Origin of the sequence: Heyndrickxia faecalis (assembly GCF_040267745.1) — a bacterium.
Lineage (GTDB): Bacteria > Bacillota > Bacilli > Bacillales > Bacillaceae_C > Weizmannia > Weizmannia faecalis.
This window is the reverse complement of record NZ_CP158453.1, coordinates 1117592-1134972: the sequence shown is the minus strand read 5'-3', so window position 1 is coordinate 1134972 and position 17381 is coordinate 1117592. Positions and strand designations below refer to the sequence as shown.

11 protein-coding genes are annotated in these 17381 nt (G+C 47.4%); 3 read left to right on the top strand and 8 right to left on the bottom strand.

The genetic code is table 11. The features are described from left to right. Positions 1-41: 41 nt before the first annotated feature. On the top strand, positions 42-3239 hold the full coding sequence (locus tag ABR335_RS05220) for an efflux RND transporter permease subunit (RefSeq protein ID WP_026683847.1): 3198 nt from the start codon (positions 42-44) through the stop codon (positions 3237-3239). 1535 nt (positions 3240-4774) lie between these two features. Here ABR335_RS05220 and ABR335_RS05215 read toward each other — a convergent pair. Next, positions 4775-5806: an EAL domain-containing protein gene (locus tag ABR335_RS05215; RefSeq protein WP_035189616.1), complete on the bottom strand. Its 1032-nt coding sequence runs from the start codon at positions 5804-5806 to the stop codon at positions 4775-4777. 307 nt (positions 5807-6113) lie between these two features. Between ABR335_RS05215 and ABR335_RS05210 the strand changes: the two genes are divergently transcribed. Continuing rightward, on the top strand, positions 6114-7607 hold the full coding sequence (locus ABR335_RS05210; protein ID WP_014097509.1) for a catalase: 1494 nt from the start codon (positions 6114-6116) through the stop codon (positions 7605-7607). Between the two features lie 500 nt (positions 7608-8107). On the opposite strand, the gene ABR335_RS05205 is transcribed toward ABR335_RS05210, so the two are convergent. From ABR335_RS05205 to ABR335_RS05175, 7 genes are all read right to left on the bottom strand, one after another. After that, on the bottom strand, positions 8108-8686 hold the full coding sequence (locus tag ABR335_RS05205; protein ID WP_350346641.1) for an undecaprenyl-diphosphatase: 579 nt from the start codon (positions 8684-8686) through the stop codon (positions 8108-8110). After that, positions 8683-9426: a polysaccharide deacetylase family protein gene (locus ABR335_RS05200; RefSeq protein WP_350346640.1), complete on the bottom strand. Its 744-nt coding sequence runs from the start codon at positions 9424-9426 to the stop codon at positions 8683-8685. Before ABR335_RS05200 ends, ABR335_RS05205 begins: the two co-directional genes overlap by 4 nt. Continuing rightward, entirely contained in the window at positions 9402-10685 is a 1284-nt protein-coding gene (locus ABR335_RS05195) for an MGDG synthase family glycosyltransferase (RefSeq protein WP_014097506.1), read from the bottom strand. The genes ABR335_RS05200 and ABR335_RS05195 overlap by 25 nt, the downstream gene beginning before the upstream one ends. Positions 10686-10998: 313 nt before the next feature. Next, positions 10999-11877 (bottom strand): hypothetical protein, encoded by an 879-nt coding sequence (locus ABR335_RS05190; RefSeq protein WP_013860166.1) that lies wholly within the window; start codon positions 11875-11877, stop codon positions 10999-11001. 3 nt (positions 11878-11880) lie between these two features. After that, positions 11881-12387, bottom strand: a complete 507-nt coding sequence (locus tag ABR335_RS05185) for an anti-sigma factor family protein (protein ID WP_017552009.1) — start codon at positions 12385-12387, stop codon at positions 11881-11883. A 4-nt stretch (positions 12388-12391) separates the two neighbouring features. After that, entirely contained in the window at positions 12392-12925 is a 534-nt protein-coding gene (locus tag ABR335_RS05180) for an RNA polymerase sigma factor (RefSeq protein WP_014097504.1), read from the bottom strand. Between the two features lie 339 nt (positions 12926-13264). Further along, entirely contained in the window at positions 13265-14425 is a 1161-nt protein-coding gene (locus tag ABR335_RS05175) for an MGDG synthase family glycosyltransferase (protein WP_230090553.1), read from the bottom strand. A 665-nt stretch (positions 14426-15090) separates the two neighbouring features. Here ABR335_RS05175 and ABR335_RS05170 point away from each other — a divergent pair. Then, complete coding sequence (locus ABR335_RS05170) at positions 15091-17322, top strand: glycosyltransferase family 39 protein (protein ID WP_014097502.1); 2232 nt, start codon at positions 15091-15093, stop codon at positions 17320-17322. The last annotated feature ends 59 nt before the right edge of the window (positions 17323-17381 follow it).

The following is a 17381-nucleotide window of genomic DNA, read 5'->3' as shown; positions in this document are numbered from 1 at the left end:
CCGGCTCTAGAACGAAAAGACAAAGGAGTGTTGTAAACACTGTGAAGAAGATCATCCAGTTTTGCCTAAACAACAAATTTGCCATTTGGCTGATGACCCTCATTGTGGCGGGTGCTGGGATTTATGCCGGCATGAATATGAAAATGGAAACCATTCCGAATATCGACGCGCCATACATGCTGGTGACAGCCTCTGATCCGGGTGCCACACCGGAAGAAGTCGAAAATAAAATTACGCAACCGATCGAACAACGGCTGAAAAACCTCACCGGCGTCAATACGGTCTCCACTTCCTCGACGGAAAGCAATTCCCAGATCCAGCTTGAGTATAAATATGGCACGGATATGGATCAAGCGAAAAAAGACATCCAGGATGCGCTCGAAAAAGTGGACCTGCCGGATAATATTGACAAGCCGTCCGTAACAAGGATCAGCATCAATGATTTTCCGATCCTGTCTTTAAGTGTGTCGGATAAAAGCCGGTCTTTTCAGCACTTAACGAAAATTGTCGAAGAGGATCTTGTTCCAAAACTGCAGAGCATTGACGGCGTGTCCGATGTGCAGGCTTCCGGCCAGTACGTGCAGGAAGTCCAGCTGACCTTTAAACAGGACAAGTTGAATGCACTGGGGCTCGATGAGGACACTGTCAAAAAAGCGATCCAGGGCGCAAACGTTTCGGTACCGCTCGGCCTCATCAACTTCGGAAAAGAAAACAAATCGGTAGAAATCGATGGAAACGTGAAATCGCTGAAGCATTTTGAGAATCTGAAAATCCCGTACACCCCGAAAACGGGTGCAGCTTCCGCTTCGTCCGCAGCCGCGCAGGCTTCAGGGGCACAATCCCCAAATGCGGCGCAGACTTCAGGAACGCAGGCCTCGGGTGCGCACGCTTCAGGGGCGCAGCAACCGGCGAATGCCGGAACGCAAGCGACGCAAGCCAACGTCGGTATGCCAACCGTTGCGTTAAAAGAGATTGCCGATATCAAAGTTGTCGGCAAGCATGAATCGATTTCTAAAACGAACGGGAAAGATTCAATCGGCATCCAAATTACAAAAGCTCCGGATGCAAACACGGTGGATGTTGCCGATGCAGTAAATAAAAAAGCCGCACAGTTTAAAGCGGACTATAAAGGCACACAAATTTCCACCATTCTGGACCAGGCAACACCTATCAAAGACTCCGTCAAAACGATGTTCGAAAAAGCAATCATCGGGGCCGTATTTGCGATTGTGGTCATCCTGCTGTCTTTGCGGAATGTGCGTTCCACCATTATCGCGGTCATCTCGATCCCGCTCTCGGTGCTGATTGCTTTTATTATTTTGCACCAGCTTGACATCACATTAAACGTGATGACACTCGGAGCCATGACGGTGGCAATCGGGCGCGTTATTGATGACTCGATTGTCGTCATTGAAAATATCTACAGACGCCTGACGTTGCGGGAAGAAAAACTGCGCGGAAAAGCGCTGATTCGTGAAGCGACGGTTGAAGTTTTTAAACCGGTTATGTCTTCCACGATCGTAACCGTCATCGTCTTTGTCCCGCTTGCACTTGTGAGAGGGATGGTCGGGGAACTGTTCATGCCGTTTGCCCTGACGCTAATTTTTGCCTTGCTAGCATCGCTTCTTGTGGCGATCACGGTGGTGCCGATGTTTGCCCATTCGTTATTTAAGAACGGGTTGAAGAAAAACACGCGGACTACGAACGAAGGGCACGGCCGGATCGCTTTATTTTACAAAAAGATTCTGAACTGGTCGCTCAACCATAAGCTGGTCACGTTCGGCATCGCATGCCTGCTTCTTATCGGTAGTTTGTTTTTAATCCCGCTTATCGGCGTCAGCTTTATTGAAAACGAAGGCCAGAAAGTCGTGTATGCCACCTATGCGCCGGAACCAGGGGAAACCCTTTCCGATGTGAAGAAGATAGCAGGAAAAGCGGAGGATTACTTAATCCACCGTAAAAATGTAAAAAATGTGCAATATTCCATTGGGGAGTCGGCTTTCAGCACCAACAGCAACTCCGCCATCTTTGTTGTCGAATATGACCAGGATACCAAAAATTTCGACCGCGAACCGGAAAAAGTCATTAAAGCCCTGCAACAAAGGACGGACCAGGGTACATGGAAATCACAGGACTTCGCATCTATGTCGAATGATGATTTAACGATGTATGTCTATGGCAACAATCTGGATGAAATCAAACCGGTCATCCATAAAATTGAAAAAGTCATGAAAAACAATGACAACTTGAAAAATGTTGAAACCAGCCTTTCCGAAACTTATCAGCAATACACGCTTGTCGCCAACCAGAACAAACTGGCTGCTCTCGGGTTAACAGCCGGCCAGCTCGGAACCGGCCTTGCGCAAACCGGCAACCGGACCGTGCTTACAACCGTTGAAAAAGGCGGAGAAGAATTAAATGTTTACGAACAGAACAAAACCGGGCATTACGACAATATTGGCGATCTGACCAATCAAAAAGTCACGTCGCCCCTCGGCACAAAAGTAGCGCTAAAGGATGTCGTGGACGTGAAAAAAGGCGAAACACCGGATGCAGTCTCGAAACGGGACGGCAAAATCTATGCCAGTGTAACCGGCAAGATCAAGACAGCTGACGTTGCGAAAGTGACACAACAAGTTCAAAACAAAGTGGATAAACTCGATATTCCAAAATACATCCATGTCGAAACCGGCGGCGTAACGGAAGACATCAATGACTCGTTTACAAAGCTCGGTTATGCGATGCTGGCTGCTGTTGCGATCGTTTATCTTGTGCTCGTGATTACATTCGGCGGGGCCCTCGCGCCGTTTACCATTCTTTTCTCGCTGCCATTTGCCGTGATCGGTGCACTCATAGCCCTGTTCCTGGCGCATGAAACGATCAGCGTCACCGCCATGATCGGCGCCCTGATGCTGATCGGCATCGTGGTGACGAATGCCATCGTGCTGATCGACCGGGTGGTGCATAAAGAAAAGGCGGGGCTGTCCACCCGCGAAGCATTGCTTGAAGCAGGCGCAACAAGGCTGCGGCCGATTTTAATGACCGCCTTCGCAACAATCTTTGCCCTGATCCCGCTTGCTCTGGGCTACGGCGGCGGCGGACTCATTTCGAAAGGGGTCGGCATCACAGTAATTGGCGGCTTGACCAGCTCCACTTTACTGACGCTGATCATCGTCCCGGTTGTCTACGAATTTTTAATGAAGTTCAGGAAAAAAGAAAAACATCCGGAAGAAGTATGAAAAAAGAGGTTGCCGGGGGGCAACCTCTTTTTTTGCATCAATGGAAGCTGCACCGGCGCTTGCGTTCGGATCCGGCAAAACTTGGGAAAGCCGGGATTTATCTGCAAACCCCGGTTCCTGTTCGATTTAGCTTCTTTCAAGTAGGGATGAATAAGCAAAATTCTTAGATTTGGTAAGAATGCTGGAGGCCGGTTTTTTTTCGTGCTTCTTTAACGTAGACGCGCTCTATGTGAAGGAAGGCCTTCGTTTTTCCACGCTTCCTTAACGTAGACGCGCTCTATGTGAAGGAAGGCCTTCGTTTTTCCACGCTTCCTTAACGTAGACGTGCCCTATGTGAAGGAAGACCCTCGTTTTTGCTTGCTTCCTTAACGTAGACGGGGTCTATGTTAAGGAAGGGCTTCGTTTTTCCATGCTTCCTTAACGTAGACGGGGTCTATGTTGAGGAAGGACTTCGTTTTTCCACGCTTCCTTAACGTAGACGCGCTCTATGTGAAGGAACGCCTTCTTTTTTCCATGCTTCCTTAACGTAGACGTGCCCTATGTTAAGGAAGACCCTCGTTTTTGCTTGCTTCCTTAACGTAGACGCGCTCTATGTGAAGGAAGGTCTTCTTTTTTCCACGCTTCCTTAACGTAGACGTGCTCTATGTGAAGGAAGGTCTTCTTTTTTCCACGCTTCCTTAACATAGGGCTTGCTGAATCACCAAACTTCCTAGATTTGGAAAAACTTAATACAATGTGCAAGGGTTAAAGATGGATTCTTCTATATTTTGAAAAAGAGCTTGCTGACAAATTGGGTACAAATTCAGAATCGGATTCGTTCACCAAGCCCCAAGTAGGACATTTCGAGCCAGGATGCAGCTCCTTTTGTCCTTTTGACGGCTTCAAAAGGACATTTCGGGCTCGGATGCAACGTGTTTTGTCCTTTTGACGGCTACAAAGGGACATTTCGAGCCCGGATGCTGCTCCTTTTGTCCTTTTGATAGCTTCAAAAAGACATTTCAGACCCGGATGCTGCTCCTTTTGTCCTTTTGATAGCTTCAAAAGGACATTTCGAGCCCGGCTGAAGCTCCGTTTGTCCTTTTGGCAGTTTCAAAAGGACATTTCGGGTCTGGATGCAACGTGTTTTGTCCTTTTGACAGCTTCAAAAAGACATTTTGGGCCCGGGTGGAGGTCAATTTGTCCTTTTGACGGCTTCAAAAGGACATTTCGAGCCAGGATTCAGCTCCGTTTGTCCTTTTGACAGCTTCAAAAGGACATTTCAGACCCGGATGCAACGTGTTTTGTCCTTTTGACAGCTTCAAAAAGACATTTCGGACCCAAACGCGACTCCTTTTGGTCCTTTTACATCACGCAAAAGAACAATTTGACCTCACTGTACGGCTAGTTTCTCTTTTTTTGCCAGGTCCGCTGATTCGCATCCTTGCTGAAGAAATTAAAAAAGCCGACCTATCTTTCAGGTCCAGCCTCGTAAACGCAATGAAGATTCATTTTTTAGCAAACGCTACAAAAACGGCCATTGCAAAACCCGAAAGCCCCTAATTTCCCCCAAGAATGATCGCAGCGGGTTCGGGAGCGGGTTTTCCAATATAGTACCCTTGCGCCAAATGCATGCCGATCGATTTGCAATAGAGCAGTTCTTCTTCGCGTTCAATTCCTTCCGCTAGCACATAAATACCGGTTTCTCCCGCAATTTCCATGACTTCCTGCAAAAAGCGCTGTTTGACCTTATTCTCGTCGCAATGGGAAATAAAAAAACGGTCGATTTTCACATAGTTCGGATTTAAGATTTTCAAAGTTTCAAGCGTTGCGTACCCCGAACCGAGATCATCAAGCGCCACGCTGACGCCAAGATCACGGTAAATCCCGAGTATCTTTTTTAAAAAGTGGACATCGTTGATCTTCTCGGTTTCCACGACTTCAAAGACAAGGTCCTCGGGGGAAATATCGTACTGTTCAATCAAAGTGAACGTATGCCGCAAGCAAAACTTGTAATCATAAATCGAAGCGGGCAAAAAATTGATAAAGCTCTTCACGCCGCGGGGCAGTTTCTCAACACGGGCTTTCAGTGCCGCTTCCCTGGCGCGCAAATCCAATAACGAATGCAGCCCGGTTTTATGGGCGGCATCAAATAACAGGCCTGGGGGAATGTTCCGGTTCGGCAAACGGGTGCGCAGCAAAGATTCATAGCCGTATATTTGGTTGTCCTGAATGCGGATGATCGGCTGAAAATAACTCGTCAGGCTGCCGGAAATAATCACTTTCACAAGCATCTCATAGCGGATGCGCTCTTTCAATTGAGAAAGCGGCAGGGAGAGCGTCGAAAATCCGGATCCGGACGGATGGACACTGGTGAAAAGATCAACCGTTTCGGGCATATCTTTTATGATATCAAATAAAGTATCCTTTGCTTCAAACGGAATCATTAAATACTCGGAAAGAACTTCGTATACACAGGATTTCTGCGTCATATATTCAATGACAGCCTGCGTTTTTTGTATGTATAATAAACCGCTTTCCGGAATATGAAAAGATGCATCGTTCTCCAGGTTTGGCTTCTCATTCAGCATATGATTCATCCTTATCCAGTCGTTTAACTTATTTATACCAAAAAATGCCCGGCAAAGCCACTATTAAAAGCAGGCGGCATCATCCCGGCCGGAAAAAGCGTCCAAAAGCGCTTTTTCTCCCTTTCCTATTCCGCAATTGAGAATTAAATATCGAAAATGAAAATAGAAAATTTCTATCTCACTTCTATTTCCACCCCTTTTCTTTTGATATAAAAAACTTTACTTTAAATTTATTATAAATAAATATTGATTTTTATAATGAATCAGTTATAATATAGACATCAAAATAGCAAAAGGTGGGAAAATGATGAGTGATCAAAAAGACAACAAAAAAATGACAACTGCATTCGGTGCCCCGGTTCCGAATGACACAGATTCAAAAACCGCCGGCAAAAGAGGGCCGTTATTGATGGAGGATGTCTGGTTTATTGAAAAGCTGGCCCACTTCGACCGAGAAGTGATCCCGGAGCGGCGGATGCATGCAAAAGGTTCCGGCGCCTACGGGACATTCACGGTGACAAACGATATAACGAAATATACGAAGGCAAAACTTTTCTCAAAAGTCGGCAAAAAAACCGATATGTTCATCCGTTTCTCAACCGTTGCCGGCGAACGCGGCGCGGCGGATGCCGAACGCGATATCCGCGGAACGGCCATGAAATTTTACACAGAAGAAGGCAATTGGGACCTTGTCGGGAACAACACGCCTGTATTTTTCCTCAGAGACCCGAAACGTTTCCCGGATTTGAACCATGTCGTCAAACGCAACCCGCGCACCAATATGCACAGTGCACAGGCAAACTGGGATTTTTGGACGCTGCTTCCTGAAGCGCTCCACCAAGTAACGATTACGATGAGCGACCGTGGCATTCCGGCAAGCTACCGGAATATGCATATGTTCGGCAGCCATACGTACAGCATGTTCAACGCAAACAATGAACGCGTCTGGGTCAAATTCCACTTTAAAACACAACAGGGCATCAAAAACCTGACGGATGAAGAAGCACAGGAAATCATCGGCCGCGACCGCGACAGCCATCAGCGCGATTTGTACGAAGCGATTGAAAGCGGCGACTATCCGCGCTGGACGATGTACATCCAGGTGATGACGGAAGAAGAGGCGAAAAACCTTCCGTATAATCCGTTCGATTTAACAAAGGTATGGTACCATAAAGATTTTCCGTTGATTGAAGTGGGTATCGTGGAACTGAACCGCAACCCGGAAAACTATTTTGCAGAAGTCGAACAGGCCGCGTTCGCCCCGACCAATATTGTGCCGGGCATCGGGTTCTCGCCGGATAAAATGCTGCAGGGCCGCCTTTTCTCTTACGGCGATGCGCAGCGTTACCGGTTAGGCGTCAACCACTGGCAAATTCCTGTCAACTATCCGAAAAAAGCGGAACACTTCCATCCGTACCACCGCGATGGCGCAATGCGGGTTTTCAATCCGGCTGAAGGCGGTTCCGTTTCATACAGCCCGAACAGTTACGGCGAATGGGAAGACAGCAAGGAGCACGCAGAACCGGCACTCGATATTTTAGGTACGGCTGACTATCACAATTTCCGTGAAGATGACGACAACTATTATGAACAGCCCGGCAAACTGTTCAGGCTGATGGCGCCGGAAGAACAGCAACGACTGTTTGCAAACACCGCCCGCAATATGCAGGGAACGACAAGAGAAGTCCAGCTCCGCCATATTACGAACTGTTATTATGCAGATCCGGCATACGGCGAGGGCGTCGCGCGCGCACTCGGCATTCCGATGAGCGAAGTAGAGGCGGCTGTTTCGAGGAAATAACTGGCGGATGAAGGTTTGCGGTGCCGCTAAATGCACATTTATAAAATGCTCTTCAGTTTTTGCATCAAGCCCGCGCACCAATTTGCCGGATGATGACTTTTTGCGGCAGGCAAAAGAGCGGCAACATTTTGTTCACTTTATATAGGGCTTGCTGAACGAATCCGGTTCTGAATTTGTACCCAATTTGTCTGCAAACTCCATCGCAAAATATATGCGAAAATGCGTGAGTTTGTCTTCTCCATACGTTGAATCGGCTTTCGCGTGCAGGCATTTCCCTGGATTTGTTGTAAAACCTTTGCATTTAAATGGTTGCCAAAGCTGTCAGCATCCTTTCCAAATCTAGGAATTTCGCTTATTCAGCAAGCCCTATATAGATATAAAATACAAAAGACGTTGAGGCACCATTTCGATTCGTGCCGCAACGTCTTTTAAATTGATTTAGAGTGACAGGGCACAGTGCTAGATGGTGTCCCGCCCTCTTTTCGATAGATTTTGCCGGGTCATTTATATCCTTTTTTTGTAATTTTCGCCCATATGTCATGATACCAGCCGATCAGCGTGCTAAAAGCCGGGTCAAACAACCCTTTCATTTTTTGGATGGTCCATACTGTGAACAAGGCAACAATAATGCTTGCCGCAATATCCCCCGGATAATGGTGCCCGACCCATACACGGGAAATGCCGGTCAAAACGGCACAGAGCATCATCGCTAATCCGAGTTTCCGGTTCCGCACCCATAAGGCGAAAGCCATGGCAAACGTGCCTGTCGCATGGTCGCTCGGAAATGAGTCGTCGGCCGCATGCGGAATTAAAATGCTGGTATGATACGTGACAAATGGCCGCGGTTCATAATAAACAAGCGTAATCAAATAATTGACCAGCAAAGCGGCAATACCGGCAATGCCAGCATAAAGTACCATGTTTTTCATTCTATCATTGCCTAAAAACCACACAATCAATAAAACAGCGGCAAAAAGCGGCAAGGCATCCTGTGTAAAAAAAATCATGATGTCATCCAGTAATTTGTCATGCCCTGACAAGTTGTGGACCATAAAAAACAATCTGGCGTTCTCATTCATGGCTCCATTTCCTTTCTTCTATAGCTGGTATTGATAGAAGAATGTTTGTCAAACATTTCGTCCATCCGCACGAACCGGAAGCCGCGCGCTTTTAATGCCGGAATCGCAACCCGCAAACCTTCAATTGTATACTGCGGGGCATCCTCATCTGCGCCCGGCGTGACGCCGCAATCATGCAGCAAAATCACATCGCCGCTTTCCACCCGGGTGATCAGGCCGTTTGAAACCTTTTCCGAACCGCCTTTTCTCTTCCAATCGCGGAACATTTTCGACCAGTGCACCATGCGGAACTGCTTGTGCAGAAAAAAGTCCAGCAGATGCATCATTCCCCACGGCGGGCGGTAAAAAACCGGTCTCTCGCCGGTGATGTTTTCAATAATCCGTGCCGACTGCTCAAGCGTGCGCGCATTTTTCCAAGGGCTGATCAGCCAGTTGCACTGGTGCTTATAATTATGAAGGCCGATACAATGCCCTTCACGCGACATGCGCAAAACGAGTTCCGGATACCGGGCCGCCCTTTCCCCGACGAGAAAGAAAGTGGCCTTAATTCTTTCCCGCTTTAAAAGATCAAGCAGTACCGGCGTATAGACCGGGTCCGGCCCGTCATCAAAGGTGAGCGCAATCTCCGCATCTTTTTTTCCTTTCCAACATACCCAAAAACCGAGTTTGGCCGCTAAAACATATGGAATAATAGCATATATGAGAATGAATAAAATCAATACCCAGATGATGACTTCCAAACCGTGCCGCTCCTTTCATCCAAAGATTCATGCGGGTGATGCACAAGCAAAGCCTTTTTTCGCATCCTTGCATACTTTCCGTGCGCGGTATCCGGCATTTCCGGATCAGACGCATGAATGAGCCGTGCATATTTCGCCTGGTCAATAACGGAAAGCACCCGAAAAGCGGCCTCTCTGTTTTGAATCGATAGCGTGTTTCTTTTCATCTTCGCAAGCTGTGCCCTGTTTTCATTCAGGCGGGCTAAACACCGGATTAACGTGCCTTCATCTGCTGCCTCAACTGCTGCGCCCGCTTGTGTTAAAAAGGCTGCGTTATCTTCTTCCTGGCCCGGCAGCGCTTTGTATAAAATCATCGGCAGTTCCATGGCCAATGCTTCCGCTGTTGTCACGCCGCCCGGTTTCGTAATCATCACGTCCGAGACAGCCATTAAATCACGCACATAATCAATATAGCCGAGCACGAAAACCTTATGCTTCGTCCCTTTCAGATCATCCATCAGGCGGGCGCGTAGTTTTTCATTATGCCCGCACACGATCAACAGCTGCATGCGGAAAGGTACCTCGTCCAGTTTTTCAGCCGTGAACAGCCCGTCTCCGAACAGGCCTTCCCCGCCGCCCATGACAAGCACGGCCGGTAACGCCGGATCGAGGCCGTATTTTTTGTACAAAGCCTGCTTGTTCACCGGTTTCAGGAAACTCGGTTTAATCGGGATCCCTGTACAGGAAATTTTTCGGCCGGGAATGCCGAGCCTGATCAACTGCCGGCGCAACATATGCGAACCAACGACATAGTGATCTGTGTACGGGTGCAGCCATGAACTGTGGTGCGTATGGTCGGTAATGACGGTAACGAGCGGAATATCCGTAAGCCCGTATTCCTTTAATTTTGAAATCATAGAAGACGCAAAAGGATAGGTGCTGACAATAACGGATGGGCGTATCGTTTCGAGCATCCGCAGCGTCTTTCTCATCCCCGTTGAAAATAAGCCGGTCAATGTTTTTGACAGGGCATTCCTTCCATACGTTTTACGGTACAAATACCCGTAAAGATTCGGGAACTTTTCAATACCTTTCATATAAACATAGTGGCTGACCGGGAATAAGGTGGGATGGACCCATTCCATGAAATCGACGACAACCGGGTCTGCTTTTGGGGAACGAATTTTCATCGCCTGTTCAATTGCCCGGGCGGCCTGCAAATGCCCTTCCCCAAAAGCGCCTGTTAATATCAACACTTTGTCTTTTTTCTTGTTGGCCATTCTCTTTTCCCCCCTGCTTTTCGGTCTGTTTACAGAAAACGCGCCGCTTCTCCTTCTCATGCGGCCTCTTTCGATACAATACAATAGACTTTGAGGGTAAAAGAAAAGTTCATTTATAGGCGATAAAAATTTGCGGTCATTGTTTTCCTACTCTTCCATTTAAACGAATTATGGAAAACACTGTAAAAATTTGCTTCGAAAAAAAGAAACAGGCAAGGCTTTTTTCGGAAACAAAAACCCCGTTTGGAATTTTTTTTCAACAAGGACAGGCAAAAAAACGCAACCGGGTACTCACAAAAAAACATGCGGCTCCTTATTTTGCGGCCGCATGTTTTTTCCTGTTTCTCCATTTTTGAAATAGCCATGTGACCGAAAGCCCGAGCGAGTACCAGAACAAAATCAGGAAAATGACTTCCCCGACGAGCGGGATGCTGCAAAGGGCAATCAGGATCGTCACACCCGTTAACAGTTTCAGCCATTCCTGCCTGCCGTTTAAAACGGCAAAGGTGCTACCGATTTCCCGGCCAAGAAACACGAGTCCTGCCAGGAGGGATACAAAAACAGCAAGGCATAACAGAAGGACAACCGGTATTAATACCACTGTAATCGTCAAAAACAGGCTGAGCGCAAGGACGACAAGCGACAGCAGGCAGCCGGTAATGATCATCCTTCCGGGCCGCGTGTAGAAGGACCGAATCCCAGAAAAAAACGGTTTTTTCGCGACTAAGCCGAACAAAACAGTGCACACAATCAACAGTAGGCTTGCGGAAAGCCGGAAAAACCAGAGGGCAAGAAGCATGACAGCGGCAAAAATCATACTGTCAAGCGTTTTATTGTTCATATTGATAGATAGGACATGTTCCGTTACACGGGCACCCGGCTGCTGTTTGATATTTCCACCGAGCACAAATACAGAGCCGCGGATATCCGCTGACTTACGAATATTCAAATTCCCATTGATCACAATGACGGCTGTTTTGACATATCCGCTGACGGTCGCGTTATTCCCGATCACAACGACATTTTCGACTTTTTCATTTTTCGGGATGACCGTATGCCGGTCGTGGATGATGATTCTCATTCTTTTTTCCTTTGCAAACGCAGGGTGGAAACCCGCCCCTGCGCTCAGAAAAAGCAGGAGCAAGGACAATAAGCAAATCAATATTTTTGCGGCTTTCATTTTTTTCTCCATCCCCTACTCCTTCACCGGCTTCATGGTGAGAAGGCCAAACAAAATCCAGATACAAACGGCCAAAATCACCGCTATCACCACCATAATCCCCGCAGACAAAGCCGGGAGCGCGGAAAGAATGGAAAGCGCAATATGAAAGCCGCTTGAAAGAATATTGAAGAGGGCCTGAAAAATATTCATGCCGACATAAAACGGTTTTCTCATCACCGGGTAGGTGGCAAGCACAGAAGCGGCACAGCAAACCGCAAAGAACCAGACAAACACGCGGTAATGCATCGCCAATTTTTCCTGCGGCATAATTTTAGCCAGAACCGCCTTTTCAAACTGGATTCCCGGCACCTCAACCGAATGGTAAAAACGGCTGATTTCCGCCTGGACCGCCTCCAATTCTTCCAGTTCGCGGCGGCAATCCGGGCAAAGGGCAAGATGGGCTTCAACCTTTTTTCGGTCCGTTTCACTTAACGCATCATCCATGAAGGCCGGCAATAAATCCCGGACGTGTGTTTCCATGTGATCACCCTCTTGAAAGTTCTTTTTTCAAAATATTTCTCGCTGTGTTGATGCGCGACTTGACGGTACCAAGCGGGATGTTCAAGATGTCTGCGATCTCTTCATAGGAATAGCCCTGGATATCGCGCAATACGATCGCTGCCCGGTGTTCCGGCGACAATTTTTCCATCGCGCTGCGGATGTCAAATCTCAAATTGGCGTTGTCGATATTGGAAGTTGGCCTCCTAAGCGGCTCCTCTTCTATTTCCGCCTGAAGATCCACTTTTTTTCGCATTTTTTTCAGCCGGTCATAGCATAAATGAGAGACGATCTTCGACATCCAGGAGGCAAAAGCATAGGCATGTTCCAGTTTATCCAGGGCGTACCAGGCTTTCACAAATGCTTCCTGGGCGATATCTTCCGCTTCCATCCGGTCGCCTGTCATGGCATATGCATGCCGGAACACCTCCCCTTTAAACCGGGCCACCAGCACGGCAAACGCATCTGTATCTCCTGCTTTTGCCTGCCGGATCAACTGTGTTAAATCCTGCTCCACCATTTTCAACTCCCTGCTTAAGCAACGCGATCTTTTGTCGTTGCCCGGGCATGTGCAAAAGCGGCCGGGAAATTGCAGGTGCACTTGCCCATTTCATTCCATGTTCATTATGGCATATTTTCCTTTCCGCCATCAGGAAGTTTTTTTCATCCGCTTAGCGCCTCATTTGGATAGGAGTACCCCATACCGGCCGGAAAACGGGCGGCAAAAAGCCGATGCAAGCGTTGGGCCGGCCTGAAACATGCGCCCGAACTCCACGGCAGGAAGATGGTAAAAGTACCCGGAAACAAAAACGACAAGTCCTTTCCAGCAATACGGCCCCATAGACGCCCCGCAAAAAAATCAATAAGAGGTTGAAACATAGTACTGGTCCTTCAGCACTTTATCCGGCGTTTGGTTTGCTTTGCGGCCGAGCAGACCGCGGATCAATACATCAAATTCTTTCCCCCTGAGTTCGATTTCGCTCCCGTATTGGCGCAGCCGCCGGTAAAACCGGGCCAGTTGCTTCCCGTCTTCCAAAATTTCCATCACCTGTTCCTCCACCGGTTTGGTGAAGTCCAGTTCAAAGACAAGACCGTGTTGTTTCAAAAAAGCAAGATTGATTTCTTCCTGACCGGGGAGGACGGAGTGGATAAAAATCGGCAGCTTTTTTTGAATCACTTCGCTGATCGTGACACCGCCCGGCTTTGTAATGATCGCATCCGCTTCATCGTACAGCCGGCTCATTTCCTTTCTGGACTGGATATAGGGAACCGGGATGATATGTTTCATCCCCCATCCATTCAGCTTGTTATACAGTTTTTCGTTTTTTCCGCATAACACATAATAATCGGCCCTGCCCGGCTGTTCCCGTTTCAATGCTTTCAGAAGGCGGTACAGATCGCCGAGGCCGCTGCTGCCACCGGATATTAAGATTTTTTTTCGTGACGTATGGCGCAAAACCGTTCTTTCTTTAAACGCTTCATGAATCGGAATGCCGGTGACAAAAATGTTTTGTTCGGGAACGCCGTTACAGATGAGCGTCGTTTTGATCGTTTGGTTCGGCACAAAATGGATGTCAATTTCTTTCTTTCCCCACAAGCCGTTGACGAAAAAATCAGTGTATGCATTGATAACCGGGACATCAATTTTTCCTTTTGACTTCAGCCGGCTGAGCAGCATCGACGGAAAACTGTGCGTGCAAATGACAAGATCCGGATTTTCCTCGGCAATCAGTTTTTCCATTTGCTTAATAAAAGAGAGTTCATAGAATTTCATTAATGCGGTCTGGTCGGCATCCGCATAAATAAAATGTTTGTACACCCATTGGTATGTCCGCGGTGCTTTCTGGATCCATTTCAAATACATTTTCGTGACGATTTTCTCCAGCGTCCCGCTCGTATAGGAAATCAAATCAACTTTTTTCATTTCAATGGTACTGTCCATACATTTCAATTTATGCATTAACGCCTCTGCGACCTGATGATGGCCGGACGGCATTTTTAAAAGCGGTAAAATGAGCACTTTAGCCAAGCTGTCTTCCTCCTTTTCCGGAAGCCTGTTCTTTTTACAATAAATAGACTTCCGCAATTGCCGGGAAGTTCATTCTGTTTTTTACCAAAAAAGCAGATTTTAAACAATTGAATTGTATACCGGATGGATGTCTTACAACAAGTATTTTGCCAATATTGGCCGTATTTTGAGCAGCAGCCGCCTGCACGGCTTTTAAGGGCGTTTTGGACCAACATTTCACCTCCTTAAAACGACCATGCAAAAGGATGGAAATCAACCGACAATTTTTTCTAAATATATCGCAGTTCTGTTGCCTGCTGTAAAAAACAGTCATCGTGCAATTTGGTGCTCAGGCTTGATGTAAAAACTTATATAGAACCGTGCTGCGCGGTATTTCGCTCGGAAAACCTTTCACGTAAATCACCGGCCGGCTTGTCGCCAGTTTCCCGCGTGCCGCATTGGTTGCTGAAAAACTGCGGGTTTTTTCATTGAATTCTCACGGTTTATTCAGAATAAGCCGCTATACTGGTCCCTTGAGAAACCTGGAAAATTATGCAAGAATACGAAGTGCAGGCGGCGGGGCATGATAAAAAAGACTGTTTTCATGCACCACCAACCCATTACACGCCAGAGAATGGATTCTATGCGTAAAGAACATTACATGAGGTGAGTCCTCCATGTTCGTGAAGAAGATAACCATTAGTCTTTTCAGTATCATATTTACGGTGTCATGCGCTCTTATCACAATCGGCAGTTTCTTTATCGCACCGCTGTGGGCCAAAAAAGATGACCCGCATTTCGTGCTGCTTGATGGAAAATGGAATATTTCAACGGGGCAGATGGCAGCGCTGTTCCTCTTTTCCGTAGTGGCCATCCTGTTTTATCTTGGCTGTTGCCGCATTTTTGCAAGGCTTTCAGACAAAGGGCTGAAAAGAATGGCAGCCTTTTTGTTTGCCGTTATTTTGTCTATTGAAACGGCGATTCTTATCCTGTTTCACGGGGTGCAGCCGCCCAAGGTGGATGGTGGCCATATTTATCTGGAAGCTTTGTATTTATTAAAGCACGGGACATTGCTCGGAAATGAGTACTATTTACAGCTGTACCCGAACAATGTACCGATTACCATTGCCCGTTACCTGCTTTACCGTTATGCTGCGTTTGGAAATCCGGACTGGTTTTTGATTGTTGATAAGCTGGCAGCGGCTTTGTTCCTGAATATTGGGATCTTTTTTCTCTGGCTGCTAGCGGTGAAAACATCCGGCCGCAAAACGGGAAATTTACTGCTTGTTTTCACAATCACATGGCTGCCGCTCTTTCTTTATATCCCGTATTTTTATACAGAAAGCCTTGCGATCGCCTTTCCGTCCATGGCGGTGTATTTTTGGTACTGCCACAGCCGTACGGGGCGCCCGGTATACCTTTTTCTGCTTGGTGCAGTGCTTGCTGTTGGATGCCAATTAAGGGAAAATATGGTATTGCTTTTGCCTGCCCTTTTGATCTACATGCTCTACACGCTCCGGCTGAAACAAACCGTGCTGCGAATAGCGTTCATTATGCTTGTTTTTTTGCCTGTCACTTTTGGGGCAGAGGCGTATTACCATCATCTCGGCTACCGGGAAAACGCGACCATCAAGGCACCGGTAACCCACTGGCTGGCGCTTGGCCTTTCAAATGAAGGCCGATACAATGTCGCGGATACGAGATTGTCAGAAAGTCTTCCCACCCAACAGGCAAAAAAACAGGCGGATTATGCACTGATCAAACAGCGGATCGAAACGAGGGGTACATCCGGTCTGCTCAAGCTTTGGGCGGTAAAAGCCTTCCGCACATTTTCACAAGGCGATCAGGCCTACGCCAAGTACAATCAGCGGATGGACCATTACAACGCCGCATACCGTTATGTTTACGGAGACCAGAATCAAGTGCTGTTGTTTATCATCCAGGTATTTCATATCGCAACGCTCTTTTTGCTGGCCGTTTCGGGCTTAACGTTCTTCCGTAAAATAAGATTTGATGTTCAATTACTCATGCAAATTTGCTTATTTGGCAGCTACTTGTTTTTCATTTTTATTTGGGAAGCAGAACCGCGCTACTCCCTCCTGTTCACGCCATTGATGATTTTTTGCGCTGCACGGGGTCTTGAAAAGATGCATCAGTTCTTGGAAGCAAAAAAATGGCTGCCGGCACAAAAAAGATGGAAACTGCAAACAGCAGGAAACTGGCTGCTCGTTTTAAGCCTTATTGTCCTGCTCGCCGTTTGCGCCAAATGGAATGAAAAAGCATTCACAGGAACAACCGAAAAATACGAGGATTATATCGTCAACCAGCAGGCGGCCAGAGGAAAACCTGTTGCGCTTGTTGACCGGCATCATACCGTTACCCAAACGTTTATCGCAGACAAAGCTTTCGACCGGGTCGCTTTTATGCCTGCCCGATTCCACGGTAAAGCCGCATACCGCGTTTCTTTATGGCATAAAAGCGGCGGGCGGCAAAAAATGGTGTTTGAACGAAAATTTACAAACCATAAGCGAAAAACAAACGGCTATAAGGCATTTCTTTTGAAAAAAGCCTTGCCCGGTGAAAACAGGCATTATGCACTCCGGGTCGAACAACTCTACGGACCGGCGCATGCCCGGATGTTCCTTCATGCGAACGGCCCAAGCGGACATTTTGAGCAGATGGATTTGTACGGAGGGGGCCAATTTTACCAAAACGGCAAACCGATGGCAAAAACAGACCTTACGTTTACCGTATCAAAACAGATTACCGGTCCCCATATAAACCGGCACCTGTACAGATGGCTGTTTGGATGTGCTTTCTTTATGCTTTTACTCTATGGGCTTACTGTCCTGCCGGGAGGGGCAAGCAGAAAAGCAGCTAAAAAAATCCGCGAATTTGCGGATGCCTGATCAAAATCTCCCCGCCTGAGCCGTTTGGCAGCCCGGCGCTTGACCAATAGAAAAGTTGG